Annotated in this window: 23 protein-coding genes, 1 other RNA gene and 1 riboswitch; of the genes, 8 read left to right on the top strand and 16 right to left on the bottom strand. The window is 69.0% G+C overall.

Features of this window, described 5'->3' with window-relative positions; all coding sequences use genetic code 11:
* Positions 1 to 14: 14 nt before the first annotated feature.
* The 9 genes from AC07PA_RS25740 to AC07PA_RS25700 all read right to left on the bottom strand — a co-directional run bounded on the left by AC07PA_RS25740 (position 15) and on the right by AC07PA_RS25700 (position 9,561).
* Entirely contained in the window at positions 15 to 902 is an 888-nt protein-coding gene (locus AC07PA_RS25740; RefSeq protein WP_494609854.1) for an ABC transporter substrate-binding protein, read from the bottom strand.
* A complete protein-coding gene (gene cobO, locus AC07PA_RS25735) occupies positions 902 to 1,471 on the bottom strand; it encodes a cob(I)yrinic acid a,c-diamide adenosyltransferase (RefSeq protein ID WP_494609855.1) in 570 nt (189 codons plus the stop codon). The genes AC07PA_RS25740 and cobO overlap by 1 nt, the downstream gene beginning before the upstream one ends.
* Positions 1,472 to 2,249: 778 nt before the next feature.
* Positions 2,250 to 2,927: an energy-coupling factor ABC transporter permease gene (locus AC07PA_RS25730; RefSeq protein ID WP_494610194.1), complete on the bottom strand. Its 678-nt coding sequence runs from the start codon at positions 2,925 to 2,927 to the stop codon at positions 2,250 to 2,252.
* Between the two features lie 52 nt (positions 2,928 to 2,979).
* Positions 2,980 to 3,753, bottom strand: a complete 774-nt coding sequence (locus AC07PA_RS25725; protein WP_007858583.1) for an ABC transporter ATP-binding protein — start codon at positions 3,751 to 3,753, stop codon at positions 2,980 to 2,982.
* A complete protein-coding gene (locus AC07PA_RS25720; protein WP_007858581.1) occupies positions 3,750 to 4,784 on the bottom strand; it encodes a FecCD family ABC transporter permease in 1,035 nt (344 codons plus the stop codon). The genes AC07PA_RS25725 and AC07PA_RS25720 overlap by 4 nt, the downstream gene beginning before the upstream one ends.
* Positions 4,781 to 5,680: an ABC transporter substrate-binding protein gene (locus AC07PA_RS25715; RefSeq protein WP_494610193.1), complete on the bottom strand. Its 900-nt coding sequence runs from the start codon at positions 5,678 to 5,680 to the stop codon at positions 4,781 to 4,783. Before AC07PA_RS25715 ends, AC07PA_RS25720 begins: the two co-directional genes overlap by 4 nt.
* Positions 5,677 to 6,276, bottom strand: a complete 600-nt coding sequence (locus AC07PA_RS25710; RefSeq protein ID WP_494610192.1) for a bifunctional adenosylcobinamide kinase/adenosylcobinamide-phosphate guanylyltransferase — start codon at positions 6,274 to 6,276, stop codon at positions 5,677 to 5,679. The genes AC07PA_RS25715 and AC07PA_RS25710 overlap by 4 nt, the downstream gene beginning before the upstream one ends.
* Positions 6,273 to 7,640 (bottom strand): cobyrinic acid a,c-diamide synthase CobB, encoded by a 1,368-nt coding sequence (locus tag AC07PA_RS25705; RefSeq protein WP_494610191.1) that lies wholly within the window; start codon positions 7,638 to 7,640, stop codon positions 6,273 to 6,275. Before AC07PA_RS25705 ends, AC07PA_RS25710 begins: the two co-directional genes overlap by 4 nt.
* 40 nt (positions 7,641 to 7,680) lie before the next feature.
* Entirely contained in the window at positions 7,681 to 9,561 is a 1,881-nt protein-coding gene (locus AC07PA_RS25700; RefSeq protein ID WP_494610190.1) for a TonB-dependent receptor domain-containing protein, read from the bottom strand.
* Positions 9,562 to 9,649: 88 nt separating this feature from the next.
* A riboswitch (cobalamin riboswitch) is annotated at positions 9,650 to 9,888 on the bottom strand.
* A 36-nt stretch (positions 9,889 to 9,924) separates the two neighbouring features.
* Here AC07PA_RS25700 and AC07PA_RS25695 point away from each other — a divergent pair.
* From AC07PA_RS25695 to AC07PA_RS25675, 5 genes are all read left to right on the top strand, one after another.
* The gene (locus AC07PA_RS25695; RefSeq protein WP_007858570.1) at positions 9,925 to 10,149 is read left to right on the top strand and encodes a hypothetical protein; all 225 of its coding nucleotides are present in this window, start codon (positions 9,925 to 9,927) and stop codon (positions 10,147 to 10,149) included.
* Positions 10,146 to 10,562, top strand: coding sequence for a cell division protein ZapA (locus AC07PA_RS25690; RefSeq protein ID WP_007858564.1), 417 nt, complete (start codon positions 10,146 to 10,148; stop codon positions 10,560 to 10,562). The genes AC07PA_RS25695 and AC07PA_RS25690 overlap by 4 nt, the downstream gene beginning before the upstream one ends.
* A gap of 96 nt (positions 10,563 to 10,658) precedes the next feature.
* Positions 10,659 to 10,841, top strand: a non-coding RNA gene (ssrS, locus tag AC07PA_RS25685) — 6S RNA.
* Between the two features lie 94 nt (positions 10,842 to 10,935).
* Positions 10,936 to 11,514 carry an ankyrin repeat domain-containing protein gene (locus AC07PA_RS25680; RefSeq protein ID WP_494610189.1) on the top strand — a complete coding sequence of 193 codons (579 nt, stop codon included), beginning with the start codon at positions 10,936 to 10,938 and terminating at the stop codon, positions 11,512 to 11,514.
* A 123-nt stretch (positions 11,515 to 11,637) separates the two neighbouring features.
* A complete protein-coding gene (locus AC07PA_RS25675) occupies positions 11,638 to 12,453 on the top strand; it encodes a sulfite exporter TauE/SafE family protein (protein ID WP_494610188.1) in 816 nt (271 codons plus the stop codon).
* A 30-nt stretch (positions 12,454 to 12,483) separates the two neighbouring features.
* Here AC07PA_RS25675 and AC07PA_RS25670 read toward each other — a convergent pair whose 3' ends face one another.
* The 4 genes from AC07PA_RS25670 to hemN all read right to left on the bottom strand — a co-directional run bounded on the left by AC07PA_RS25670 (position 12,484) and on the right by hemN (position 18,684).
* Complete coding sequence (locus AC07PA_RS25670) at positions 12,484 to 14,952, bottom strand: putative bifunctional diguanylate cyclase/phosphodiesterase (RefSeq protein ID WP_494610187.1); 2,469 nt, start codon at positions 14,950 to 14,952, stop codon at positions 12,484 to 12,486.
* Positions 14,949 to 16,277, bottom strand: a complete 1,329-nt coding sequence (locus AC07PA_RS25665; protein WP_494610186.1) for a cyclic di-GMP phosphodiesterase — start codon at positions 16,275 to 16,277, stop codon at positions 14,949 to 14,951. Before AC07PA_RS25665 ends, AC07PA_RS25670 begins: the two co-directional genes overlap by 4 nt.
* 284 nt (positions 16,278 to 16,561) lie before the next feature.
* The gene (locus AC07PA_RS25660) at positions 16,562 to 17,299 is read right to left on the bottom strand and encodes a sulfite exporter TauE/SafE family protein (RefSeq protein ID WP_494610185.1); all 738 of its coding nucleotides are present in this window, start codon (positions 17,297 to 17,299) and stop codon (positions 16,562 to 16,564) included.
* Between the two features lie 2 nt (positions 17,300 to 17,301).
* On the bottom strand, positions 17,302 to 18,684 hold the full coding sequence (hemN, locus tag AC07PA_RS25655; protein WP_145696190.1) for an oxygen-independent coproporphyrinogen III oxidase: 1,383 nt from the start codon (positions 18,682 to 18,684) through the stop codon (positions 17,302 to 17,304).
* 172 nt (positions 18,685 to 18,856) lie between these two features.
* Here hemN and fnr point away from each other — a divergent pair, with 172 nt between their 5' ends.
* Positions 18,857 to 19,576, top strand: a complete 720-nt coding sequence (gene fnr, locus AC07PA_RS25650; RefSeq protein WP_007858550.1) for a fumarate/nitrate reduction transcriptional regulator Fnr — start codon at positions 18,857 to 18,859, stop codon at positions 19,574 to 19,576.
* A 4-nt stretch (positions 19,577 to 19,580) separates the two neighbouring features.
* Here the strand turns inward: fnr and AC07PA_RS25645 are convergent, their stop codons facing one another.
* The 3 genes from AC07PA_RS25645 to AC07PA_RS25635 form a co-directional block, all read right to left on the bottom strand.
* Entirely contained in the window at positions 19,581 to 20,189 is a 609-nt protein-coding gene (locus AC07PA_RS25645; protein ID WP_007858549.1) for a histidine phosphatase family protein, read from the bottom strand.
* Positions 20,161 to 21,132, bottom strand: a complete 972-nt coding sequence (locus AC07PA_RS25640) for an MBL fold metallo-hydrolase (protein ID WP_494610184.1) — start codon at positions 21,130 to 21,132, stop codon at positions 20,161 to 20,163. The genes AC07PA_RS25645 and AC07PA_RS25640 overlap by 29 nt, the downstream gene beginning before the upstream one ends.
* A 117-nt stretch (positions 21,133 to 21,249) precedes the next feature.
* Entirely contained in the window at positions 21,250 to 22,230 is a 981-nt protein-coding gene (locus AC07PA_RS25635; RefSeq protein ID WP_494610183.1) for a Bug family tripartite tricarboxylate transporter substrate binding protein, read from the bottom strand.
* A 95-nt stretch (positions 22,231 to 22,325) separates the two neighbouring features.
* Here AC07PA_RS25635 and AC07PA_RS25630 point away from each other — a divergent pair, with 95 nt between their 5' ends.
* Both AC07PA_RS25630 and AC07PA_RS25625 read left to right on the top strand, forming a co-directional pair.
* Positions 22,326 to 23,138, top strand: a complete 813-nt coding sequence (locus tag AC07PA_RS25630; RefSeq protein WP_494610182.1) for an IclR family transcriptional regulator — start codon at positions 22,326 to 22,328, stop codon at positions 23,136 to 23,138.
* Positions 23,139 to 23,193: 55 nt separating this feature from the next.
* Positions 23,194 to 25,533 carry a cytochrome P450/oxidoreductase gene (locus tag AC07PA_RS25625; RefSeq protein WP_494610181.1) on the top strand — a complete coding sequence of 780 codons (2,340 nt, stop codon included), beginning with the start codon at positions 23,194 to 23,196 and terminating at the stop codon, positions 25,531 to 25,533.
* Positions 25,534 to 25,606 lie beyond the last annotated feature (73 nt).

Genomic DNA, 25,606 nt, shown 5'->3' with positions numbered 1-25,606 from the left:
AAAATGGCTGCGGCTCAGCGCAGCACCTGGGGCAAACCGATGAGGCAATCGACCAGCATGTGCGCCGCCTCGCCCAGGCGCGGGCCGGGGCGCGAGAGCAGGTCCATGCGGTCGGCATCGAGCTGGCAAACCTGGTGCTGGCGCAGCGCCTGCATGCCGGCCCAGCCGGGGCGGTCGGCCACGTTGAACAGGGTGGTCTGCGGGCCGATGACCAGGTCCGGCGCGCGGCGCACCACCATCTCGGAATTGACGCGCGGGAACAGCCCCATGTCGCCCGGCACGATGTTCACCAGGCCCAGGCGCGCGATGGTCTCGCCGATGAAGCTGGCCGCGCTGGCCGCCGTGGGGCCCACGCCCACCTCGACATACACGCTTCGCCCGCGCAGGTGGGCCGGCACGCGCCGCGCCGCGGCGTCCAGCTCGCGCTCGATGCGCGCCACCAGCTCGGCCGCGCGGGCCGATTCGCCGAGCGACTGGCCCACGCTGAGCAGCATGCGCCTGAGGTCGGCATGCGTGCGCGCATCGAACACCTGTACCGGCACGCCCAGGGCCGAGAGGCGCTCCCCTGCCCGGCTGCGCGGCCCCAGCAGCACCATGTCGGGCCGAAGGGCCACGATGCGCTCGATCTGTGCATCCTGCAGGCCGCCCACCTTGGGCAGCCTGGCCACGGTGCCGGGCCAGCTCGAATAGCGGTCGGTGCCCACCAGCTCGGCGCAGTGGCCCAGGGCGCAGACGGCCTCGGTCAGCGACGGTGACAGCGTGACGATGCGGTGCTGTTGTTGCGCCTGCGCGATCGGGGCTGCCAAACCGCCCAGCAGGCCGAGCATGGCCAGCGCCGGCACCGTGGGGTGCAGGCGGCAGCGGGCTGCCAGCGGCAGGGACAGGGCGCTGCTGGCGGCCATCAGTCCTCGATCCCGCGCTGGGCGGGCACGCCGGCCTTGAAGTGGTGCTTCACGAGCGTCATCTCGGTCACCGTGTCGGCCAGTTCGATCAGCTCGGCCGGCGCGTTGCGGCCGGTGAGCACCACGTGCACGTGCGGCGGGCGCTCGCGCAGGCAGGTGAGGATGGTCTCGAGCGGAATCCAGCCGTAGCGCATGGGGTACATGATCTCGTCGAGCACCACGAGGAAGTGCTCGCCCGCGCGGATGGTGGCCTCGGCCTTGGCCCAGCCGTCCAGGGCCAGTTGGGCGGAGTGGTCCAGGTCGCGGCTCTTCCAGCTGAAGCCGTCGCCCAGGCCTTCGATGGGGATGCCCAGTTGTTCGAACAGGCGGTGTTCGCCGAACCTCGCGGTGGGGACCTTCATGAACTGGTAGATCTTGACGGTTTTGCCTCTTCCATGCGCTCGGATGGCGAGGCCGAAGGCGGCGGTGCTCTTGCCCTTGCCGGTGCCGGTGTGGACGAGCACAAGCCCCCGGCGTTCGCCTTGGGGTTTGGGGGTGTCGCGGAGGATGGGGGGGGATTCGATTTGCATTTCTCTGCTCTGCCGGTGGTCTTGGTTGCTGCTTGCTGGTGTTACGGGCGGGAGCCGGGTCTCGGCCCGGCGGCCGAGGTACTTGTTCTTTGCTTCGCCAAAGAAAAGTACCCAAAAGAAAGGCGACCCCGCTGCCCGTGTCCCCACTCGCCTGGCGGCAAGTGGGGCAGCCTGCGATGCTCTGTCCTGGGGTGTGCCGCAGAACTCGCTGCGTTCTTCGAACTCCGCTCAAACAGCTGCGGCAAGCTAGACAACGATGCGCGTGTCCTTCGGCACGCGCTCACCCCAGGCCCTGCGCTTCTCGGCACGGTCAAAAGGGGGTGGGAACGGGCCCCATACGGGCCATCGCTTCGCTCGGCCCAATTTGCCTCGCTGCGCTTCGGCCTGTCGGCAGCGCGAAGCGCGTCACCGACACCCGGCGTAGCTGCGCAGCAGCAGCCGTGTGGACCCCGCTCCCCACCCCTGCTGGCTGCGCCGAGAAGCGCAGGGGCTGGGGTGGGCGTGTGTGCCGAAGGACACACACGCTTCGTGATCTGACTTGCCGCAGCTGTTTGAGCGGAGTTCGAAGAACGCAGCGAGTTCTGCGGCACCACCCCAGATCCGAGCATCGCAGGTTGCCCCCGTTCGCCCGACAGGGCGCACGGGGGACGCTGACTGGGGGTCGCCTTTTCTTTGCCTACTTTCTTTTGGCGACGCAAAAGAAAGTAGGTGCGCCGCCGGGCGCACATCCCGGCCTCCGCCCCAAGCAAAGAAACAGAAGCGACCACAACCAACAAACTCAAACAGCCTGATGCAAACGACGCTCAACGAACGAAGAGCCTTCAAGACGACGCAGAGCCTTGGCAGCCGCCAACACACCCAGATCCACCAGCGGCTCCAACAACACCACCGTCATGTACGCAGCGCCAAACGTGGCAATGCTCTCCAGATTCGCAGAGCCCACACCCGCACCGTAGATAGCCCAGAAAGCCACCCACATCACGATCCCGCCCTGGTAGGCCACCGACAGCTTGAACGTCTGCGCATACGTCATGTCCACATACGCCATGCTCTCCGGCACGATGCGCTTGGCAATTGCCGCCGTGGCGAACAGCGGCACCAGCAAGGTCGTGACATTCATCCCGTACTGCGGCAGATCCTGCTGCGCAAAGAACACGCTCTGGATCAACAGGCCTGCCGCCAGGCCGATGCACGCTGGCGCGGCGCCGAACAGCAGCAACAAGGTCGTGCCCAGGATCAGATGCACCTCGGACACACCCACCGGGTGGTGCGGCAGCAGCTCGAAGAACGCAAACACCAGCGCCGTGGTGAAGATCGAGCGCAGCAGCAGGGCCACGGGGCCCTCCTTCTTCACCATGTCCAGCGCAAGCTTGCTGGCATACAGCAGCGCCGTGGCGCCCGTGGCGTAGCTCAGGAAGATCTTGGTGGTGTCCACCAGTCCGGGTTCGATGTGCATGGCACGGCTCCTTGGTTGAAAAAACAAAAAAAGAAAACAGAAAGAAAAATAATCAGCGCGGCAAGGCCACCCACTGCCCGAGCAGCTCGTGCACCGCGATGCGGTGGTCGAAAACCGCCTCCAGCGCGCGGTGGGTGACCGCCTCGTTGCAGCCGCCCTGGTGCGTGACACGGCCCTTGGCCATCACCACCAGATCGTCGGCATGCAGGGCCAGCGATACCTCGTGCAGCACGCTGACCACCGTGGCACCGCCGGCCACCAGGGCGCGCACGGTGTGCAGCCAGTCGGTCTGGTGCGGGGGATCGAGGTTGGCCAGGGGTTCGTCCATCAGCAGCACCGTTGCCTGTACGGCCAGGGCGCGGGCCAGCAGCACGCGCTGGCGCTCGCCGCCCGACAGCTGCGACAAGGGGCGGTCGCGCCAGTCCCAGGCCTGCGTGGTGCGCAGGGCCTGCTCTACGGCGGCATGGTCGGCGGCCGAGGGCGGGGCCAGCCAGGGCTGGTGCGGCAGGCGGCCGAGCATGGCCACGTCGTAGCTCGTCAGGTCGTCGGCCGAGCCCTCGTTCTGCCCCAGCCAGGACAGCTGGCGCGCGCGCTCGCGCGCCGGCACCTGGGTGAGCATGCGGCCGAGCAGGGCCACCTGGCCATCGACCTGGTGGCGCGGCAGCAGGCCGGCCAGCACCTTGAGCAAGGTGGACTTGCCCGCGCCATTGGGCCCGACGATGCTGGTCCAGCGGCCGGCGGGCAGGTGCAGGTCGATGCCGTGCAGCACCTCGGCACCGCCGACACGCGCGGTGATGTGGTGGGCGCTCAGCGCAATCCCCTTCACAGGCCACCCCCATGCGCGGTGCGCCGGTGCATCAGCCACAGCAGGTAGGTTCCGCCCAGCGCCGCGGTGAGCACGCCCACGGGCAGCTCTTGCGGTGCCAGCATCCAGCGCGCCAGGATGTCGGCCGCCAGCAGCAGCACCGCGCCCATCAGGCTGGACAAGAGGATGTGCCGCTCGTGCGTCACGCGCACCATGGAGCGCACCAGGTGCGGCGCTGCCAGGCCGACAAAGGCGATCAGCCCGGTCTGCGCCACGGCGGTGCCGGTGGCCAGCGCCATGGCCGCCACCAGGCCGGCGCGCATGGGTCCGAGCGGCAGGCCCAGGCTGGCAGCGGTGGATTCGCCCAGCGTCAGGCCGTCGAGCGCGCGCGCCAGCACCCAGGCCAGCAGTGCGCACAGGGCCCAGGCGGCGCCCATCAGGGTGCAGGCGATCCAGCCGACGAAGGCCGTGCTGCCCAGGATGAAGGCCTGCATGGCCTGCAGGATGTCGGGCGAGGCCAGCTCCACCAGGTCGCGCAGGGCACCCAGCACCACGCCCACGATGACACCGGCCAGCAGCAGGCGCAGCGTGTGCTGCACGCCCTTGGCCAGCAGCAGCGTGAGCACCACGGCCCCGGCGGCGCCGAGGAAGGCCATGCCGGTGATGCCGATGCGCGCGATCCACTGCGCGGCCACGGGCGACACGCCGAACATCGCCATGGCCACCGCGCCGCCCAGCGCTGCGCCCGAGGCGCTGCCCAGCAGGTAGGGGTCGGCCAGCGGGTTGCGGAACAGGCCCTGCGCCACGGCGCCCGCCAGGCCCAGCAGCGCGCCGGCCAGCCACGCGCCCAGCGTGCGCGGCAGGCGGATGTCCCACACGATCTGGCGCGCCACGGGGTCGTCGCCCATGTGCACCAGGCTCTCCAGCCCGGTGCTGCCCACGGCGGTGCCCAGCACCAGCAGCAGCACGCTGGCCAGGCCCAGCCACAGCGCGCACCAGGCGGCGCGGCGCCGGCCGGCGGCAGTGGGGATCGGTGCCGGACCTGCAGTCATCGGGCTTTCTCGGTCAGGCAGCGCGCCATGAGGCGCGCTGCCTCGGCCATGCGCGGGCCGGGGCGCACCACCACTTCGGCATCGCCGGGGCCGAACACGCAGACACGGTTCTCACGCACGGCGCGGATCGTGGACCAGCCGGGATACGGCACCATGCTCTGCATGCTGCTGTTGCCGATCATCAGCACGTCGGGGTTGGCGCGCACCACGTACTCGGGGTTCAGGCGCGGGAAAGGGCCGAGCGAGGCCGGCACCACGTTGCGCACACCCAGGCGCGCCAGCGATTCGCCGATGAACGAGGCCTCGCTGGCCGCATACGGCCCGCGGCTCACCTCGAAGTACACGCGCACATTGCGCGCCTTGGGCGGCAGCGACTGGGCCGCCGCCTGCACGGCCGCGTCGATCACGCGCCACAGGCGGTCGGCGCCCTCGGCCTGGGGCACGCCCAGCACCTGGCCCACCACGCCGAGCACACGGCGCACGTCGGCATGGGTCTTGGGCTCCAGCACCACGACCTTGAGGCCCAGGGCCTCGAGCCGCTCGCTGGCGCGCGAGCTCATGGCCAGCAGCACCACGTCGGGTTTCGCGGCCACGATGGCCTCGATGCTCGGGTCGATGCCACCGCCCAGCTTGGGCAGGCTGGCGACCGACTCGGGCCAGTTGGAATAGCGGTCCACGCCCACCAGGCGGTGGCACTGGTCGAGCTCGCAGACGCTCTCGGTCAGCGAGGGCAGCAGCGAGACGATGCGCTGCGGCGGCTGGGGCAGCGTGACCAGGCGGCCCCGGTCGTCCTTGACCTGCACCGGCTGTGCCTGCGCCAGCCCGGCCATGAGCAGGCCCAGCACCACGATGATGGCGATCACCCAAAGGATGCGGCGCACGGGGGTGGGGGTCATGGAGGCGAATCTTTCAGGGTCAGGGGCAGCCCGGCCGCCATCAGGGTCACGCGCGGGCACACCTGCGCCACCTGCTGGTTGAGGGCGCCCAGTGCATCGACGAAGGCGCGCACCTCGCGCCCCAGGGGGATGACCCCCAGGCCGATTTCGTTGCCCACCAGAACAATGGGGCCGCGGGCCTGCTGCAATGCGGCGAGGAAAGCCTGGCACTGCGCGGCCCAGCCGCGTGCCAGGGCTTCGCGCTCGGGCGCACCCATGTCCTCGGCACCGACCGGCAGGGTCCAGTTGGTGAGCCACAGGGTCAGGCAGTCGACCACCACCAGGGTGCAGGCGCTGCTGTGGCCGCGCAGTGCGGCAGCCAGGTCGCGCGGCTCCTCCAGCGTGGCCAGGCCGGGCACGCGCTCGGCGCGGTCGCGCTGGTGGCGGGCGATGCGCTGGCGCATCTCGTCGTCCCAGGGCTGGCCGGTGGCGACGAGCACGGCAGCGTGCGCGGGCGATTGCGCCAGCCAGTCGCGCGCGAGCAGCTCTGCGCGGCGCGACTTGCCGCTCTTTTGCCCGCCCAGGATGAGTTCGGTGGTGATGGCCTTGCTGTTCATGGCGCCACCCCCTCCCCGCCCAGCAGGTGCGCGGCGGCCAGGGGTGCGGACGCGAACCAGGCGTGGAAATAGCTCGCGTGGATGCTGCCGTGGCGGTACAGGGCCTCGCCGGCATCGGGTGCGGGCTGCGCCTCTGGACGCGCGGTGCGCCCCACCACGGGCGCCGTGCTCTGCGCGGTGGAGTAGTGGAAGGTATGGCCGCGCAGCGTGTGGCCCGCCACAGTGAGGTGCTGCGGACCCAGCGCCGCCAGGCGCTTGTGCATGGCCACACGGCCGGGCAGCAGGCCCCACAGCGACTGCTCGGTGCCATCGGCCAGGGTGATGGACTCGAACAGGGCCATCATGCCGCCGCATTCTGCCCACAGCGGCTTGCCGGCCGCCACATGGGCGCGCAGGCTGGCCTGCATGGCGGTGTTGGCCGCGATGGTGGCGGCATGCAGTTCGGGGTAGCCGCCCGGCAGCCACACGGCGTCGCAGGCGGGCAGCGCTGCATCGTGCAGGGGCGAGAAGAACACCACCTGGGCGCCCATCTGGATGAGGCACTGCAGGTTGGCGCTGTAGAGGAAGCAGAAGGCCTCGTCGCGGCCCACGGCGACGGTGCGGCCGGCAAGCAGCGGCGCTACAAGGGCGGCCGATGCGGGCGCCGGGAAGTCCACCGCCCAGCGCTGCAGGTCGTCCAGGCCCATCTGCCCGAGCGGCGTGGCGGCCAGCGCATCGGCCGCGGCGTCCAGGCGCTGCATGGCATCGTGCAGTTCGTGCGCCACCACCAGGCCCAGGTGGCGTTCGGGCAACAGCGGCGCCGATGCCTTGCTGGCGACATCGCCGGGCGCCACACGCACCAGCGCGCCCAGCCAGTCGTCCGCGTCCCGCAGGCCATCGCGCAGCATCTGCGCATGGCGCTCGGCCCCCACGCGGTTGGCCAGCACACCGGCCCAGGGCAGGCCCGCACGGTAGTGGCGCAGGCCGAATGCCAGCGCACCGAAGGTACCGGCCATGGCCGAGGCATCGACCACGGCAAGCACGGGTACGCCAAAGCGCTGGGCCAGGTCGGCCGCGCTCGGCGTGCCGTCGAACAGGCCCATCACGCCTTCGATCAGAAGCAGGTCGCTCTCACGCGCAGCCTCGTGCAGGCGTTGCGCGCAGTCGGCCTCGCCGTTCATCCACAGGTCGAGCTGGTGCACAGGTGCGCCGCTGGCAAGCTGGTGCCAGTGCGGGTCAAGGAAGTCCGGCCCGCACTTGAACACCCGCACCCGCCGGCCCTGGCGCGCGTGCAGGCGCGCCAGGGCCGCGGTGACGGTGGTCTTGCCCTGGCCCGATGCCGGGGCGGCGATCAATATCGCCGGACAGCGTGCCGGGGTGACCATTCTTCTTGCTACTCCCCTACCCTCTCTCGTTGATCTCGGCTCAATGCGGTGCCCACTTCACGCCGACATAGGCCACACGGCCTGGCGTGGCGTAGGTGCGGGCCAGCTCGTACTGCTTGTCGGCCGCGTTATCAAGGCGCGCCACCAGCGTGAAGTCGCGCGCGATGCGCGTGCTGGCGTACAGGTTGACCAGGGCATAGCCGCCCAGGTTGAGCGTGTTGGTGGCGTTGTCGAAGCGGCGGCCCGAAGCCTGCACTTCGGCGCCCACCGTCCAGCCCGCGAGCTGCGTGTCGGCACCCAGCGTGCCGTGGTGCTTGGAGCGGCGCGCCAGCAGCTTGCCGGTGGCCAGGTCGCGCGGGTTCTGCAGGTCCAGCGAGCCGCGCAGTTGCACACCGCCCAGGCGGTACGAGCCCGCGAAGGTCACGCCCTTGTACTCGGCGCGTGCGACGTTGGCGTAGCAACCGAAGGTGGATGGGCAAGGGCCCGCCGCCCCGAAGACGATCAGGTCCTCCACGCGGTTGCGGTAGGCCGTGGCCGAGAAGCTGCTCGAACCCTGCGCCCAGCGCAGGCCCAGTTCGGCATTGCGGCTGCTCTCGGGGTTCAGGCGGGCCGTACCGTACTCGCTGAAGCGGTGGTACAGCGTGGGGGCGCGAAAGGCCGTACCCACCGATGCCGTGGCGCGCCACTGTGGCGCGAAGGTGTAGCCATAGGCCAGGCTGCCCGTGCCCTTGCCGCCGAACTCGCTGTCCGAGTCGTGGCGCACATTGGCCTGCAGCGTGTGGGCGCCGGCGGTGTAGCCGTAGCCCAGGGCCAGTGCATCCTGCGAGCGCTTGCGGTCAATGGGCGGGTTCTCCAGCCGGTCCTCGCGGCGCTCCAGCGCGGCCGTCACCAGGTGCGGGCCCTGGCGCCATTCGTTCTGGAACAGGTAGCCGCGCAGGTTGGTCTCGCTCAGGTAGATCGAGGGGCGGGTTTCGTAGCGGTCGCGCGAATCGGTGATCTGCACACGCGTCTTGTACGCGGTGCTCCACTGCGCCTGCCAGTTCAAGCCCAGCGCGTGCAGCTGGTGCTTGTTGCGATCATCGGCCGTGGGGCTGGTGTCGTAGCCGCTGTTCATGTCGTTGGCGAGCAACGTGGCCTCCAGCCGGTGCGTGGCATTGAGCTGCAGGCCCACGCGGGCATTGGCCGAGGTGCTTTCGTAGCCATCGCGGTCGGGGTTGGCCGTGGCGGTGGTGCGTGCGTTGAAGCCCTTGCTGTCCTCGCGCGCAATGCCGAAGGCGTAGTCGATGGTGCCACTGGCACCGCTCACGCCGGCCTCGGCCTTGGTGGTGTTGTGGCTGCCAATGCCGATGCCCACATAGGGCGCCACGCCCTGCTCGCCGCGCTTGGTGAAGATCTGCACCACACCGCCCATGGCGTCGGAGCCGTAGACCGCGCCGGCCGGGCCGCGCAGCACTTCGATGCGGTCGATCTGCGCCAGCGGGATCGATTCCCACGCGGCGCCGCCGGTGGACTGCGAATCCATGCGCACGCCGTCGATGTAGACCGCCGTGAAGCGCGACTCCGCACCGCGCAGGAACACGCTGGTGGTGGTGCCGGGACCGCCGTTGCGCGAGATCTCGATGCCGGGCACGCGCGCCAGCACGTCGGCGAGGCCCGTGGCACCGCTGGTCTCGATGGTCTCGCGGTCGACCACGGTCACGTCGGCCACCAGGTCGGACAGGGGCTGCGGCGTGCGCGTGGCGGTCACCACGGTCTCGGCCAGCGAGGGTGCGCGCAGGTTCTGCGCCAGCAGCACGGGGGCGGCAGCGCTGCCACTCTGCTGGGCCTGGACGGCGCAGACGCCGAGCACGGCCAGGGACACCAGCGCAGGGCGCAGGCACAGGGACGCAGCAATGCGCGCACGGGGGGTACGGAGCTTCATGGGGCGAATCATCGGCAAGCAAAAACCCGTGCCGGCCTCCCGCCAGCGAAATGGGTGATACGGCTGCAGTCACCCCCTTGCAAGGGCGCACGCAGCCACCGTGTTGGCCGGTATCCGGGCTGGCGGAACGCTCTTCAACGCCTTCCCAGGTGCTTGTTCAAGGCATCCAGTGGCATGTGGTTGAAAAGGGAATCGAAACCGATTCGTCCGCTGACCGTTGCGGGGGCAGCGCAGGCTCGGCGCGCCATGTTTGGCGCCACCTCCCTGCTTCCCGTTGAACTGCAGCATGTGAACCACACCGCGAGCACCAACCCGGTGATTTTACGACCGTTTACAACCCGCCGTCCTACAATCGGTGGCTGTATGGCAACAACACCATCGACTACCGACCAGATCGCCGAGCGCGTGGAGCGGCTCCTGGTGCGCCACGCCGAACTGCAGCGCACCAACGCGCTGCTGTCCGAGCAGGTGGCCGCACTCACCCAGGAACGCGACTCGCTGAAATCCCGCCTGAGCGCCGCGCGCTCGCGCGTGGACGCCCTGCTCGAGCGCCTGCCCCAGGCCCCTCCCGCGAAAGACGCCGCATGAAGCAAATCGAGGTGCAGATCCTGCAGCAAAGCTACCTGCTCAGCTGCCCCGAGGGGCATGAGAGCCGGCTGCTCGATGCCGTGGAGCGCGTGGACACCGCCATGACCCGCATCCGCGATGCCGGCAAGGTGCGTGCCCGCGAGCGCATTGCGGTGCTGGCCGCGCTGAACCTCGCCTTCGAGATCGCCGACCGCGAGGCCGCCGACATGGCTGCCGCCGCCGACCACCCCCACCCCGTGCCCATGGCCACCCCCGTGGCGGTGGGCGACGACATCCCGCCCCCGCCACCGCGGCGCAGCGCCAGCGGTGTGCAGGAGTCGCTGCTGCCCCCCGATGCGGACGAGACCCTGCGCCTGCAAAGCCTGGTGCAGCGGCTGGACCAGGCCCTCGGCGAAGACGGGCGCCTGCTGTAGACGGCGTGGAGGCCCGTGCGCTATCAATGGCGTACACCTCAGAGATTTCTTTACATCACCGACACCTGCCAGGGGCATTTGGAGCCCCTACAATGAAGGTGTCTGCGGTGCCGCCGGGTCTTATATTTCCTTGAACCAATGCTCAACGAGCACGGGCTTGGTACATCGCCAGGGGAGCGTGATCATCTCGCGTCAGATGAACCCAACACCTGGCTGCCCTCGCCCACCTGAACCCCCGGTTCAGGATGAGGGTCCGGTAGCAAATACCGCAGACACCTATTCCTGAAATGGCCGCCGGAGCAATCCGGTGGCCATTTTTTTCGGGTCTGCCAGGGCGTTCGGTATGCTGCAGCCGTCGCCCACGAACACCTCCATGCGAGCCCACTTCACCCTCTGCCTTGCCCTGTGCTGCGGCCTGGCCATGCTGCCGGTGCTGGCCCAGCCGGCACCCGCCGGGCCGCGCCAGCACGCCACCCTGTACGACGCCGCCGTGTTCAACGACCGCGCAGCCGTCGAAGGCTTTCTGGCGCGCGCGCCGGCCAGCGTGAACCAGGCAGACCGCCGGGGCTTCACAGCATTGCATGGCGTGGCCGGCGAAGAGCACATGGCCATGGCCCGCCTGCTGATCGCACGCGGCGCCAACGTGAATGCCGCCAATGACCAGGGGACCACGCCCCTGCACCTGGCGGCGTACCCCCAGATGGCAAAGCTGCTCGTCGAGGCCGGCGCAGCCATCGAGGCCCGCGACCATGGCGGCAACACCCCGCTGCACGCAGCGACCGAGCACCCCGAGATGCAGGACGAGATGGCGCAGTTGCTCCGCATGAAGGCCGATGCCAATGCCCGCAACCAGGCGGGCAAGACCCCGCTGGACATGGCCATGGCACGCGACGAGCCCGGGAAAGTGGCCCTGCTCAAGCGCTACGGCGCGCGCCGCGGCAGCCCGCCATAGCCATCCGCTCCGGCCACGCACCACCAGCGGTGCCGCACCAGCGCCGCAAGACACCGCGCACTACAATCGTTGCGCCACCTTGCGGTGCGCCCTGCCCCCATTCCAACACCCACTCCCTCTTCCATGCTCGACCCCCTCCTGATCGTTGAACTCGGTGTTCTTGGCCTGTGCACGGGCTTTCTCGCGGGGCTTCTGGGCATTGGCGGCGGCATGCTGATGGTGCCCTTCCTGACCTACATCCTGGGTGCGCGCAACATCGCACCCGACCTGGCGGTGAAGATGGCCATCGCCACCTCGATGGCGACCATCGTCTTCACCTCCATCTCCAGCGTGCGCGCCCACCACCAACGTGGCGCGGTGCGCTGGGACATCGTGCAGCGCCTGGCACCCGGCATCGTGATCGGCGGTTTCGCGGCCAGCCTGGGCATCTTCGCCCTGCTCAAGGGCTCGTCGCTGGCAATCTTCTTCGCGCTGTTCGTGAGCTTCTCGGCCAGCCAGATGCTGCTGGACAAGAAGCCTGCGCCCACGCGCCAGATGCCGGGCACCGCTGGGCAACTGGCCGCGGGCGGCGTGATCGGGTTTCTCTCGGGCCTGGTCGGCGCGGGCGGCGGCTTTGTCAGCGTGCCCTTCATGACCTGGTGCAACGTGGCCATCCACAACGCGGTGGCAACCAGCGCGGCGCTCGGATTCCCGATCGCGCTGGCCAATGTGGTGGGCTATGCCATCGGCGGACAGTCGGTGCAGAACCTGCCGCCGGCCTCGCTGGGCTACATCTGGTTGCCCGGCCTGGCGGTGATCGCCGTGTGCAGCGTGCTCACGGCGCCGCTGGGCGCCAAGGCAGCGCACAAGCTGCCGGTCAAGCAGCTCAAGCGCGTGTTCGCCAGCCTGCTGTTCTGCCTGGCGGCCTACATGCTCTACAAGGGCATCACCAGCATCTGATCTGGCCGCACCGCGCGCGCGGCAGATCGCTCAGTCTTCGGGATCCGACGCGCGCTTGGCAGCCAGCGGCTGCGGCGCCGGCACGCCGGGCGGCGCCGCGACCGGGCGGCCCAGCAGGCGGCGGAAGTCCTCGGCCGGCAGGCCGGGGGCGCGCAGAAAGCCCTGGTAGTGGTCGCACTGCATCTGCGCGAGCACGGCGCGCTGCACCTCGGTCTCCACCCCCTCGGCCACCACCTCGATGCGCATCGCATGGCCCATGCTGATGATGGCGCTGACGATGGCCCGGTCGCCATCGTCGTCGGGCAGGCCGCGCACGAAGGACTGGTCGATCTTGAGCTTGTGGATGGGCAGCTTCTTCAGGTAGGCCAGGCTCGAATAGCCGGTGCCGAAGTCGTCGATGGCCAGGCTCACGCCCAGCCGCGCCAGTTCGTGCAGGCGCTGCTCCATCTCGGTGGCGTCCTGCAGCAAGATGGTCTCGGTCAGCTCCAGCTCCAGCAGCGTGGGCGGCAACTGGTGCACGGCCAACAGGCGCGTGAGCCGCTCCACGAAGTCGGGCTGGCGGAACTCGAGCGCCGAGACGTTGACCGACACCACGATGGGGTGGCCACCATGGATCCAGGCCGCGGCCTCGCGCACAGCCTGCTCCATGACCCAGGCGCCTAGCGTGACGATGTAGCCCGACTCTTCGGCCAGCGGGATGAACATGCCGGGCGAGACCGGGCCGAACTCCGGGTCGGTCCAGCGGATCAGCGCCTCGGCACCGGTGATGGCGCCGGTCGCCATGCTCACCTGGGGCTGGTAGTGCACGGCCATGCGCTGCTCGCCCAGGGCCTGGCGCATGGCGTGCTCCAGCTTCATGCGCGAGAGCAGGTTGGCATTCATCTGCGGCTGGTAGAAGCCGTAGCTGCCACGGCCGCGCTCCTTGACCTGGTACATGGCCGTGTCGGCCTGCTTGATGAGCTCGTCCAGCGAACTGCCGTCCTGCGGGTACAGCGCCATGCCGATGCTGCACTGGATGGAGAAGCCCATGCTGTCGAGCGTGAAGGGGCGCAGCATCTCATCAAGGATGCGGCGCGCCACGCTCTCGGCCACCACGGAATCGCCGCCGTGCAGGTAGATCACAAACTCGTCGCCGCCCAGCCGGCACAGCATGTCGGTCTGGCGCAGGCAGGTCTGCAGGCGCTCGGCCACCAGCTGCAGCACGCGGTCACCGAAGGGGTGGCCCAGCGAGTCGTTGATGATCTTGAAGCGGTCCAGGTCCAGGAACAGGATGGCAAAACCGGTGTCGCTCTGGCGTGCGCCCTGGATCGCCGTGTCCACGCGCTGCGACAGCAGCAGCCGGTTGGGCAGGCCGGTGAGCACGTCGCTGTAGGCCAGCTCTTCGATGCGCTTTTGCGCGGCATGCTGCAAAGTGAGGTCGCGCATGAAGCCGATGCTCTGCACCAGCCGGTCCTCGTCGTCGCGCAGCGCCACCCACGACAGCTGCACGGCGCAGTAGGCATCGTTCTCGCGCGGCAGCCACAGCTCGCCCTCCCAGAAGCCCTCGCGCGCCCAGCCGGCCTCCACCTGGGCCATGAAGTCGGCATCGGGCCCGCCGCCGAACAGCGAGGCGGCCGCAGCGCCTTCGAAGGCGCGCGCGGTCTTGCCCACCAGGCGCTCGCAGCCGGGGTTCATGCGCATCAGGCGGTGGTGGCTGTCGGCGATGAAGATCGCGTCCATGCTCGACTCGAACACCCGTGCCGCCAGGCGCAGGCTGGCCTGTACCTCGTGCTGGCGCGTGATGTCGCGAAACGAGTACACCCTGCCCACGGCGCGCCCCTGGCTGAACTGGGGCACCGAGCGGCGCTCCAGGCTCATGCCGTTGCGCAAGCCGAGGATGTCGATGCTCTCCTGCATGGGCTCGGCCACGATGGCGGCCAGGCGCTCGACATAGGTGGGCACGTCGGCCACCTGGTCGGCCATGTGGGCGAACAGGGCTTCATCGTCGCGCCGCACCAGCAGCGGGGCCGGCACGTTCCACAGCTGGGCCAGCCGCTGGTTGAAGGCGCGCACGCGCCCGTCCAGGCTGCACACCAGCATGCCGTCGGCAGCCGAATCGAGTGTGGCGCGCAGTTCGGCCAGCAGGGTTTCGAGCTCGCGCTCGGTGGCCTGCTGGTGGCTGCGGTCCACCATGGTGACCAGGAAGGCCGTGCCCCCTTCGAGCCGGGGCACGCGCGTCACGCGCCGCTCCACCGCCACCAGGCTGCCGGTGGAGTGCAGCACGCTGGTGTGGGAGTGGATGCCGTCGGCCACCACGGCTGCGGGCTGGCTCCAGAAGACCTGGTCCTGCGGCGTGGCTGCCAGCAGTGTCACGGGCGTGCCCTGCATGTCGGCGATGGACAGGCCCGTCAGGTGCTCGGCCGCCTGGTTGGCGGCCAGGATGTGCAGCGTCTTTTCATCGACGAGCCAAACTGCCTCCAGCAAACCATCGATCCATGCCTGCGGCAGCGGCCGGATCACGCTCCACCCTCTTCGGGGACGGGGGCCACGGCGCGCTCGAAGAAGTAGCAGATGCGCTTGCGCGGCGACAGGTAGTCGAGCGCTTCGCGCGGCAGCTGGGCGGGCTTGAGGCTGCGGCGGATACCGAGCTCGGGCACCGTCTCCAGGTCGAGGATGGGTGCCTCGTCCTTGGGCACACGCGGGTCGTGCACGATCACCTTGGGCCGAAGCGGCCGCGAAGAGTTGACCGAGGCCACGATGGCATAGCGGTCGTTGACCAGCTGCACGATGGAGCCCGGCGGGTACACCCCCATCATGCGGATGAAGGCCCCCAGCACGACCGCGTCGAAACGCGCCTTGTGCTGGGCGAAGATGACCGACAGCGCCTCATGCGGCGTCAGCCCGCCCATGCCGCTTCCGGGGCTGCACAGGCGGTCGTAGTGGTTGACCAGCGCCAACACCTGGCCGGGACGCGAGAGGTCGTGCGCCGTGAGCCGCATGGGAAAACCGCTGCCATCCACCATTTCATGGTGCTGGGCAATGGCCAGCAGCACCGGCTTGCCCAGGCCCATGCGGCCTGCCAGCGCCACGGACTCGCGCACATGGCCTTCGTAGCGGGCACGGTCGGGTGGCGGCATGTGGGGCTGGGCGTTCTTGAACGCATCGGGCAGGCGCATCTTGCCCAGGTCGTGGATCAGGGCCGCCACGCCCAGGTCCTGCAGGTCCTCGGCCTTCATGCCCAGGGCCTTGCCCAGCAGCAGGCTGACGACCAGCACGTTCACGGGGTGCAGCGCGCCAGGCTCGCCCACGCCTTCGGAGAGCAGGCGGATCACCGAGTCGCCATTGTTGAGCAGGTCGGTCACGCAGCCGGCCACCAGCAGCTCGCCATCGGTGCGGGCGCGCTCGGGGAGCTCCACCACCACCTTCTCCAGCTCCACGTAGCGGCGCGTGGCCTCGCCAAAGCGCTGGTTGCACAGGGCCAGGGCGCGGTTCTGCGCCTCCAGCAGCTGGCGGCGGCGGGCAGCGGCCTCGTCCGCAGCGGGGTCCGATGGCGCGGCCAGCGGAGCGGGAGCCGTCGCCTCCCGCGCAGCGCCAGGGGCATCGGCGGGCAGTGTTTCCTCGGGGCTGCCCACCGGGGGCAATGCCAGCTCACGCAGGTCGGGGTCGCTCTTCTTGGGGACGTAGCGCACCTCGGTCAGCCCCAGTTCGCGCAAGGTGGCGATCTGTTCGGCCGACGCCACCCGGAAGCTGCTCACCGGAAACGGATGGTGCATCCAGCCCAGGTCGAGCTGGATGTACATGCCGATGCGCAACTGGCGGATATCGATGAGGATGGACGAATTCACTTCAAACGTACGTGAGGAAACACGGCGGCACTTCTGCCACCATTGGTTACACCCATTATCTCCACTTCTGAACGCTTGTCTTGCCCCGCAATGTCATAGGACATACCCGCCATCCCAAGGCCGGCGGGGGCTGCGCGGCAATTTACCTCCTGGTAAAAACCCTGGGGCAGGCCATGCAGCGCACGGCACGCCCTGCCGCCCGTGGAGCCCCTCGCATCCGTGCAAGCACGTAGGACACGCAAAACAACAGTCCGGCAGGCCCCACCCGCCCCGTGGCCGGTGTATCACCGGCACCACAGCGAAGGCTTGTAGACCAGGTCCATCCACAGCGCCCAGCCGGCCGCCGCGCACAGCAGCCCCCCGGCCACGCGGGTGCCCCAGTCGGCCCGGGCCTGGTTGATACGGCTGCGCAGGCGCGACCAGAGCCAGGGCCCGCCCACCAGCCACAGGCCGCTGCCCAGGGCAAACAGCGCCATGGTGGCACCGCCCTGCACCGGCCCGCCACTGAGCGCGGCCACCAGCAGGGCCGAGTACAGCAGGCCGCAGGGCATCAGCGCCCACAGCAGCCCGGCCACGCCCACGCCACCCGCCCCCGCCGTGAGGGGCTGTACGCGCCGCCAGACCGAGCGGCCCAGGCCTTCAACCCAGGCCGGCTGGCGTGCCTGCACCATGAGCAGCAGGCCCCAGGCCATCATGGCCAGGTGCGCAAAGGTCCAGGCGGGCTGCAGCGCGGCCGTGCGCTGGGTGAGCCAGGCCAGGCTGTCCATCGCGGTCGCAGCGGCCGCGCCCAGAACGGCATAGCCCGCCACCCGCCCACCATGGAAAGCGATGGATCGCGTCAAGGAGAAGGATGGAGCGACAGGGGCCGCGGCAAGCCCGCCCCCGCCAGGCCCGGCCCAGCGAACGGGTTGCCCCCCACCCTGCCCCACCAGCGCCGCACAGGGCGCGGCACACATGGCCAGGCAGTGTGGGCCGCCGGCCAGGCCCATGAGCAGCGCGGTCCAGCCCAGGGTGGCCAGCATGGTCAGATGATCCGGGAGAAGCGGGCGCGGTTGCGGTCCGCTTGAAGATAGCGGTCGAACACCATGGCGATGCCGCGCACGAAGAACCAGCCCATGGCCGAGACGAAGATGCCCTCGTCGGTCACGCTGACCAGGCCCTGCTCCTGCAGGCCCGCCAGTTGCTCCAGCTCGGCCGCGAAGGTGCGCCTGAAATCGATCAGCCAGCCCGCCTCGATGGACTCGAACAGCAGCTCGCCCTGGCACATCAGCGCCATGATGACGGCGCGGCGCACCAGGTCGTCGCGGTTCAGTGCCAGGCCGCGCACCACGGGCAGGCGGCCCTGGTCCAGCAGGTCGTAGTACTCGTCCAGGGTCTTGGCGTTCTGGCTGTAGGTGGCGCCCACCCGGCCGATGGCTGACACGCCCAGGGCGATCAGGTCGCAGTCGGGCTGCGTGCTGTAGCCCTGGAAGTTGCGGTGCAGCCGCCCCTGGCGCTTGGCCACGGCCAGCGCGTCGCTGGGCAGCGCGAAGTGGTCCATGCCCACGTACACATAGCCCGCGTCCATGAACTGCTGCAGCGAGCGCGAGAGCATGGCCACCTTGGAAGGCGCCGCCGGCAGCTCCGCCGGCACGATGCGCCGCTGCGGCTTGAAGCGCTCGGGCAGGTGCGCGTAGGCATACAGGGCGATGCGGTCGGGCCGCAGGGCCTTGACCTGCTCCAGCGTGCGGTCGAAGGACTCGGGCGTCTGCCGCGGCAGGCCGTAGATCAGGTCCACGTTGACCGACTCGAAACCCAGGCGGCGCGCCGCCTCGACCAGCGCGAACACCTGCCCCGACGGCTGCACGCGGTGCACGGCCTTCTGCACGTCGGCATCGAAGTCCTGCACGCCAAAGCTCAGGCGGTTGAAACCCAGCTCGGCCAGCACAGCCAGGCGCTCGGCCGTCACGGTGCGCGGGTCCACCTCGATCGAGTATTCGCCGCCCGGTGCAAACGTGAAGCTGCGCTTGAGCACCGCCATCAGTTCGCGCAGCTTGTCGTCCGACAAGAAAGTGGGCGTGCCCCCGCCCAGGTGCAGCTGGCTCACCACCTGGCCCGTGCCGCAGTGGGCCGTGTGCAGCTCCACCTCGCGCGCCAGGTAGCGCAGGTACACGTCGCCCCGGTCGTGGTGTTTGGTGATGATCTTGTTGCAGGCGCAGTAGTAGCACAGCGACTCGCAGAACGGAATGTGCACATACAGCGACAGCGGCAGCGCCTTGCCCGGCGTGCCCGCCTTGCGCTGGGCCAGGGCCAGCACATAGTCGCTTTCGCCAAAAGCCTCGACGAAACGGTCGGCCGTGGGGTAGGAGGTATAGCGGGGGCCCGGCACGTCGAAACGGGTCAGGAGTTCGGGCGTCACAGCGGTCATGGGGAGCGTTTCCTTGTTGGATATGCACTTTGCCGCAGGCCTACGCCCCCGTCCTTGACCTGGATCAAGTGTTGCGAGGCCCACAGGGCCCACAATTTGATGCATGTCAGCCACCACCACGCTCCTTTCGCCGGATGCGATCCGTTCGCAACCTCCAACAGCTGCTGCGCCCATGAACCCGCTCACCATCAAAGTCGCCTGCTCCAACTGCAACCTGCGCGAGCTGTGCATGCCCGTGGGCCTGAACGACGCCCAGTTGGAACGCATCGACGAGATCGTGGCCACGCGGCGCAAGGTCAAGCGCGGCGGCACGCTGTTTCGCAACGGCGAGACCTTCACCTCGCTGTACGCCATCCGCACCGGCTTCTTCAAGACCTGCGTGGCCACCGAGGATGGGCGCGACCAGGTGACGGGCTTTCAGATGGCGGGAGAGATCATCGGGCTGGACGGCATCGTCAACGACCACCACACCTGCGACGCCGTGGCGCTGGAGGATGCCGAGGTCTGCGTGATGCCCTTCGACCGCATCGAGGAACTCTCGCGCGAGGTCACGGCCCTGCAGCACCACGTGCACAAGATCATGAGCCGCGAGATCGTGCGCGAGCACGGCGTCATGCTGCTGCTGGGCAGCATGCGCGCCGAGGAGCGCCTGGCGGCCTTCCTGCTGAACCTGGTGCAACGCCTGCATGCACGCGGTTTCTCGCAGTCCGAGCTGGTGCTGCGCATGACGCGCGAGGAGATCGGCAGCTACCTGGGCCTCAAGCTCGAAACCGTGAGCCGCACCTTCTCGAAGTTCGCCGAGGACGGCATCGTCGAGGTCAAGCAGCGCCATGTGCGCATCCTGGATACGGACGCGCTCAAGCGCATCGTGAACTCGCAGACGTGTAGCTAAAACATCAGCCCTGGACCTGCAGGCGGGCCAGCACCTCGGTCTTGCCGCTGCGGTCGGCCCGCAGGATCAGCGCCTCGCCCGAGCTGGTGTTGGTGCTGGCCAGATCGGACAGCACGAACATGTGGGTGAACCAGGCCTCGAAGCCACCGCGCCGTGCCGACGCGGCCACCAGCGCCTGGCGCAGCTCGCGCAGATGGCTGGCACCGGTAGTCTCCGGCGCGCCGCGCGGCGAACCCAGCGCGGGCCACACCTGGGGCGCGGCAAATGCCAGAGTAGCACTGTCGATGCAGCGGCACCAGGGGCTCGAAAGCACCTTGGACGGCTGCAACTGGCGCTCCCTGAACCACACCCCGGTGCGCCGTGCCTGCTCGCGCCCTTCTTCGCTGAGGTTGCGCTGCGTGCCGCAATCGCCCAGGCGAAACCCCGGTGGATCGAAGGTGCCCGGTGCCAGCGCATGGCGGAACGCAGCCACCACCCCGCCCTTGCGCAGCAGGGCATCGGCGTCGGAGTCCTGGGCGGCCCAGGCATGCAGCGTGGTCCACGCCAGCCCTGCGCCCAGCAGGGCGCGCCGGCCAACGACCGCCTCAGGCTGCGGGCTGGAAGGCATAGCCATTGCCCGATGCAGCCATGCGCCCGAATGCCGGGAACGGGAAGTGGAAGCCCCCCAGCATGGCCCTGCTGGCAGTAATGCGCTGGAACACCTCGCGCCGCACCTTGCGCGCGGCCTCGGCATCCATGTCGAAGGTCACGGCCCAGTCGGGGTTGCGTGCGAACAGGGCCGGCACATTGGTCAGGTCGGCCACGTAAAAGAAGTTCTGGCCGGCGGACTTGAGCTCGAACAGGGTGTGGCCCGGCGTGTGCCCATAGGCCGCCACGGACTGGATGCCTGGCGCCACTTCGGTGCCCGCGCCGAACTGCACCAGCGTGTCGGCCGGCATGGTTGCAAAAGTGCGGCGCACGTTCTCGAAGGCGCCTTTCATGCCTGCAGGAGCGGCCGCCATGCGGGCATCGTCCATCCAGAAGGCATGCTCGGCAGCCGGCACCAGCACCTTGGCCTTGGGGAAGGTCAGCGCGCCCGCCTTGTTGCGAATGCCGTTGATGTGGTCGCCGTGGTAGTGGCTGATGAGCACGGTGTCGATGTCATCGGCCTTCAGGCCTGCAGCGGCCAGGCTCTCCAGCAGCTTGCCGGTGGTAGGCCCGCCAAACTCGCCCAGGCCCGTGTCGATCAGGATTTTGCGCCCGCCTGCCACCACCAGGAAGGGGGTGTAGGGCACGTCGATGTAGTCCGTGGGCAGGCCCTGCGAGGTGAGCAGCGCACGCACTTCGGCAAGCGGCGCGTTCTTCACGAACTCCTCACCCAGCGGGCGGCGCGTGATGCCATCGACCAGCGCCACCACCTCCACATCGCCCACCTTCATGCGCCGGAAGCCGGGGTTGGGCAGGGTGGGCGTACCAAAGTTGGGCGCGTTCTGCGCCCACACGGGCACGAACGAGCCCGCCGCGTAAATGGCAGGGGCGGCAAGCCCAGCACCCAGAAAATGGCGACGTGACAGCATGAAACTCTCCGGTATTGAGTTGAACTGATGGGTTTTCAACTGTAACGGGGAGTGGCACGATGGCACCAGGCCCGGTGCAAACCAGTAGGGGCCATGGGGTCTTGCCAGGAGCGGGGTTCAGTCCAGGGTGATGCGCTGCGCCTTGATCAGCTTGTGCCACCGGTCCGTCTCGGTGCGGATCAGGTCTGCATACTGGGCCGGCGTGCTGGCCACGGGCTCGATGCCGAAGTCCACCAGCTTTTGCTTGACCGCGGGCTGGTTGATGGCGGCAGCCACCTGCTTTTGCAGTGCAGCCACCACGTCCGCAGGCGTGCCTGCGGGGGCGACGATGCCCACCTGGGCAGACGCCTCGACGTTCTTGAAGCCCAGTTCGGCAAAGGTCGGCACATCGGGCAGCTGCAGAAGCCGCTTGGCGCTGGCCACGGCCAGGGGGCGCACCTTGCCGGCCTTGATGAAGGCGCCGCCGGCGGCCAGGTCGACCATCATCGCGGGGATCTGGCCGCCGGCCAGGTCGGTCAGCGCGGGCGCAGCGCCGCGGTAGGGGATATGGGTCATGAACAGGCCGGCATCGACCTTCAATAGCTCCATCGCCAGGTGGTGCGGGCTGCCCGCGCCGGCCGAGCCGAAGCTCATGGCGCCGGGCTTGGCCTTGGCCTTGGCAACGAAGTCCTTGGCGTCCTTGAAGTCGGCGCCTGGGTTGACCACCAGGATCATCGGGAACCTGCCCATCAGCGTCACAGGCAGCAGGTCCTTGCTGGGGTTGTAGCTGAGCTTGCTGTACAGCGCGGGGTTGAACACCATGGTGCCGTTGTCGGCCGACAGGATGGTGTAGCCGTCAGGCGCGGCGCGGCCGGTCTCGGCGGCGGCAATCGCCGTGTTGCCCCCGGGCTTGTTGTCGATCAGCACCGGTTGGCCGATCTGCGTCGAGAGCTGCTGGCCCACCGTGCGCGCGAGAAAATCGGAACCGCCGCCCGCCGGGTACGGCACCAGCCAGCGGATGGCCTTGGCCGGGTAGGTTTGCGCGCTGGCCGGGGCGGCCCATGCCAGCAATGCCGGCAGGGCGAGCATTCCAGCCAACAAGCGTCGATTCTTCAACATGTCTGCACCTCAGGGGATTAATATCTGCGTGATGTTACTCCGCTATGCGTAATAAACCTGGGCAGCGTTTACCCTAGGTCCATCACCAAAACACCATGAGCACATCCCCTTCCACGGCCCGGGTGGCCGACCGCCGGCAACGGGTCCAGTCCGCCGAAATGGGGCTCAGCGTCCTCAAGGCGCTGACCCGCCTGGGCGGCGCGGCCAGCCTCACCGCCACGGCCGCCGAAGTCGATGAAAGCCCCGCCAAGGTGCACCGCTACTTGGCCAGCCTGTGCCAGCAGGGCTTTGTCGAACAATCGCCCACCAACCAGCACTACTACCTGGCCCAGGAGTCGATTGCCATCGGCCTGGCGGCCCTGCGCCAGTGCGATCCCATCCGCCTGGGCGAGGCCTCCCTGCAAAGGCTGCGCCAGGCACTGGAAGTCACCGCCTTCCTGGCCGTGATGGGCAACAAGGGGGCCACCGTGCTGCGCATGGAAGAGCCCACCCTGCCCGTCACGGTGAACATCCGCGCGGGCTCGGTGCTCTCCACGCTGTGGTCGGCCACGGGCCGGGTGTTCCTGGGTTTCTCCAACGACCGGCTGGTGATCGACATGGCCGAGCAGGAGCTGGCCGAGGCCTCTGCCGAGCGGCGCTCGCAGCTCGACGGCACCCGGCCGGTGGAGCAGTTGCGCCAGCAGGTGCGCGCGCGGGGCTGGGCCATGGCCAATGACTCGCTGCTCAAGGGCATCAGCGCCCTCGCCGCGCCGGTCTTCGACGCCACTGGCAATGTGTGCGCCTGCCTGACCACCCTGGGCGCCACGGGCGGCTTCGACCTGCGGCCCGATGGCGCCATCTGCCCCGCCTTGCTGCAGGAGGCGCGTCTCATCAGCCGGGCCATGGGCTACCAAGGCAACCCAGGGTAAACCCGAATCTTTGCAATCATATTGCGTAATACATTTACGCAAAAGGAGATTCACGATGACTGCCCCCGCCAACGCCTCCCGTTGCCCGGTCGACCATGCGGCGATGGCCGCCGCCCTCCAAAGCCCCACGGGCTGCCCCGTGAGCGCGCGCGCCGCGGCGTTCGACCCGTTCGCCCCCAGCTACCAGCAGAACCCGGCCGAGGTGGTGCGCTGGGCACGCGAGGAGGAGCCGGTCTTCTACAGCCCCGAGCTGGGCTACTGGGTGGTGACGCGCTACGAGGACGTGAAGGCGGTGTTCCGCGATAACCTCCTGTTCTCGCCCTCGGTCGCGCTGGAGAAGATCACGCCCGCGACGGACGAGGTGCTGGCCATCCTGAAAAGCTATGGCTTCGCGATGAACCGCACCATGGTCAACGAGGACGAGCCCGACCACATGGCGCGCCGGCGCCTGCTGATGGACGCCTTCATGCCCGAGCGCCTGATGGACTACGAGCAGCCCATCCGCGAGCTGGCGCGCAAGTACATGGACCGCTTTGTGGACAAGGGCCGTGCCGACCTCGTGGCGGAGATGTTCTACGAGATCCCGCTGACCATTGCGCTGCACTTCCTGGGCGTGCCCGACGAAGGGGCCGAGCAGCTGCGCCACTTTGCCGTGGCCCACACCCTGAACACCTGGGGCCGGCCCACAGCGCAGGAGCAACTGGAGATTGCCCACAACGTGGGCCGCTTCTGGCAGACGGCCCAGGGCATCCTGGATACCATGATGGCCAGCCCCGACGGCGAGGGCTGGATGTACGACTCCATCCGCCAGCACCACGCGCACCCGGACATCGTGACCGAGTCCTACCTGCGCTCGATGATGATGGCCATCCTGGCCGCCGCGCACGAGACCACGTCGAACGCCACGGCCAATGCCTTCATGACCCTGCTGTCGCACCGCGATGCCTGGGAGGAGATCTGCGCACAGCCCGCGCTGATCCCCAACGCGGTGGAGGAATGCCTGCGCGTGGCGGGCTCCATCATCGCCTGGCGGCGCATGGCCACACGCGACACCGTGGTCGGCGGCGTGGATATCCCCAAGGGCGGCAAGCTGCTGCTGTTCCAGGCCTCGGCCAATGCGGACGCCAGCCACTTCGAGGACCCGGACCGGGTGGACCTGCACCGCGAGAATGCGGTGGAGCACCTGACCTTCGGCTACGGCGCACACCAGTGCATGGGCAAGAACATCGGGCGCATGCAGATGCGCATCTTCCTCGAAGAGTTCGTGCGCCGCCTGCCGCACATCGCACTCGTCGAAGGGCAGCAATTCGAGTTCCTGTCGAACACCTCGTTCCGCGGCCCCTCGGCGCTGTGGGTGCAGTGGGATCCGCTGCAGAACCCTGAACGCCAGGCCGACAAAGCACCTGCAGTCCTCGCCAAGTTCCAGATCGGCCCGCCGCCCAAGGACGGCATCGCCCGCGCCGTTGTCGTGAAGGACAAGATCGCCGAGGGCGATGGCCTCTACCGCTTCGTCATCGCCGCCGCAGGCAGCACGCCCTTGCCCACCTGGACCGCAGGCTCGCACATCGACCTGATCGCCGGGGGCCACCGCCGCAAGTACTCGCTGTGCGGCGCGGGCGCGCACCCGGGCTGCTACGAGATCGTGGTGCAGCGCGAGGAAGGCGGGCGCGGCGGCTCGCGGCACTTCTGCGACACCCTGCAGCCGGGCGACGAAATCCAGCTGGCCGGGCCCAAGAATCTGTTCCGCATCGACGAAGCAGGTGCTCACCACGTGCTGCTGGCCGCGGGCATCGGCATCACGCCCATCCTGGCCATGGCGGACCGGCTCAAGGCCTTGGGCCTGTCGTACGAGCTGCACTACGCGGGCCGCTCGCGCCAGAACATGGCCTTGCTGAGCCGCGTGCTCAAGGACCACGCCGGCCATGCCACCCTGCACATCAAGGCCGAGGGCCGGCGCATGGACCTCCCCGCGCTGCTGCGGCACGTGGACGGCGCCACCCGCGTCTACGCCTGCGGGCCGGACCGGCTGATCGCCGAACTCGAAACCCTGGCCGAGCACTGGCCCGAGGGCGTGCTGCGCTTCGAGCACTTCAGCACCGACAACGCGGCGCTGGACCCGAGCAAGGAGCACGCGTTCACCGCCGAGCTCAAGGACTCGGGCCTCACCATCGAAGTGCCGCGCCACCAGACCCTGCTGCAGGCGCTGCAGGCTGCGGGCGTGGATGTGCCCTGCGACTGCGGCGAGGGCCTGTGCGGCGCCTGCGAGGTGCAGGTGGCCGGCGGCGACATCGACCACCGCGACAAGGTGCTCACCAAGACCGAGCGCCAGGCCAACCAGCGCATGATGGCCTGCTGCTCGCGGGCAGCGGGGGAGCGGGTCATCCTGTTCCTTTGAGGGGAGGCGCGACCCCGTTGGGAGTCCGCCTCCTCAATCCTGGGGATACCGCACGCGGGGCACCGCCGATAAC

Source organism: Acidovorax sp. GW821-FHT09B03 (assembly GCF_059418305.1).
The sequence above is the reverse complement of the archived record's forward strand: the minus strand, read 5'-3'. Positions and strand labels throughout refer to the sequence as shown.